The 1,869-nt window shown below is 42.0% G+C and carries 1 protein-coding gene and 1 pseudogene; both read left to right on the top strand.

Features of this window, described 5'->3' with window-relative positions:
- The first annotated feature begins 345 nt into the window (after positions 1-345).
- Positions 346-1,591: pseudogene (locus tag JMX75_RS12810) on the top strand (IS3 family transposase).
- Positions 1,588-1,869: aminotransferase class I/II-fold pyridoxal phosphate-dependent enzyme (locus JMX75_RS12805; protein WP_265089568.1), on the top strand; the 282-nt coding region annotated here is incomplete at its 3' end. The pseudogene JMX75_RS12810 and the gene JMX75_RS12805, both read left to right, overlap by 4 nt.

Genomic DNA, 1,869 nt, shown 5'->3' with positions numbered 1-1,869 from the left:
GAAGAAACCAGTCTCGAATTGTATTGTTCCTTCCATCAAAATACTGTGATGTATATTGGCTGTGATGGAATACCTGTATTACTAATAAATCCTGAGCTTTCTTAATCAAATTATAGCTCAAACTAAAGAAAGATACCTGCTATTGAAAGCTTTATTTAAAAAAGAGAGGGTTGTCTGATACTCGTGACAAACTATACCTAACAGACGCTGGGTACATTAGATGTCATACAGTAAAAGAAGTTGTATGCCGCTAACATCGCAAAAGCAATCGACATCGTACTGAGCTATGCTGAAGAAACCGTAGAGATAAACTTGGTAAACTAACGACTCGACAAGGAGTTTACCATGACCAAGAAAATGCAGAGCTACAGTACGGAATTCAAAGCAGAAGCTATCAAAAAGATAGCAGATAATAACGGTAACTTGAGTGCGACTGCTCGGCAGTTAGGAATAGCGATGCAAACGCTATCCAATTGGCAGAACAAAGCGTATGAAGGCAAGTTTGTCGGCACTAAGCAGTATGATCCACAATTAATGGCTATTCTTGAAGAGAACAAACGCTTAAAGCGGGAACTAAAAGTTGCCTGTGAGGAACGAGAGATATTAAAAAAGGCCACGGCGTACTTCGCGAAACACAGTTGATGAAGTACGTCTTTATCAAGGACAACCAGAAAATATTTAGTATCACCTGCATGTGTCACGTATTAGATGTTAAGCCATCAAGCTATTACAACTGGATGAGTCGTAATATTAGTGAGCAGCAGATCCACCGCAACCAGTGTGAGCTGCTGGTTAGAGTGGCGCATACTGAAACCAAACAGCGCTATGGCTGTGAGCGATTGCATGCTCACCTTGCAGAGCAAGGATATGCCATCAGTAAATACATGGTCAGACGCATTAAAGAAGAACACGGCATCAAATGCCGTCGCCACAAGCGCTTTAAAGTCACCACCAACTCAAACCATAACAAGCTTATCTATCCAAACCTGCTCGATCAGAAATTTGATGCCAATAGTCCTAACCTTGCGAAGCAGTGCTTCTCAGGGTTAGTGACATCACCTATATCTGGACGCTTGAAGGCTGGTTGTATTTAGCTGGAGTCAAAGATCTCTACACTAAAGAGCTTGTCGGCTATGCCATCAACAAACGTATGACAGCAGATTTAGTTTGCCGTGCATTGAATATGGCGATCGAACACAAACGGCCAGCAAAAGGATTGATTGTTCACTCCGATAGAGGCAGTCAGTACTGTAGCAATGATTATCATAGGATCATCAAACAGCATAAGTTTAATGGCTCAATGTCACGGCGTGGCAAACACTACAGGCATAGCCTTCCGTCTTGCACTCGGGTAAGTATCTCCCAGACACTTACTATTCCTTGCTCATTTGATAATGCTCCAATAGAGAGTTTCTGGGGCGTATTAAAGAATGAACTGGTATATCATCAAGACTATAAGACAAGAATTGAAGGCGTCAATGATATCATCAAATATATTGAGCTGGAGTACAACCAGACTAGAATTCAGAAGGGTTTAGGCTATAAAACGCCAAGGCAGATGTGGTTTGACTTTTATCGTCAGGCTGCTTGATTAAAATCTCCCAAGTTAATGTCTACGGATTTGACAGCAGAGGTCACATTGCCATCTTTGAAGGCTGTGATATCGAAGTGGACACTTACCCTTACTACGACAAAGCCACCAGTAGCATCAAATTCGATGAGATGGTCAGTTTTATTGAAAAGCTGAATAAACACGACGTGGTATTGCTGCACCCTTGTTGTCACAATCCCACCGGCATGGACTTGACGCAAGAGCAATGGGATAAAGTGCTGGACGTTATTAAACAGCGTGAGCTTATTCCCTTTATG

The organism is Psychrobacter sp. LFX-11D (assembly GCF_904846475.1).
Taxonomy (GTDB): domain Bacteria; phylum Pseudomonadota; class Gammaproteobacteria; order Pseudomonadales; family Moraxellaceae; genus Psychrobacter; species Psychrobacter cryohalolentis.
Note: the sequence above shows the minus strand (reverse complement) of the source record. Positions and strands in the feature narration are given on the sequence as shown.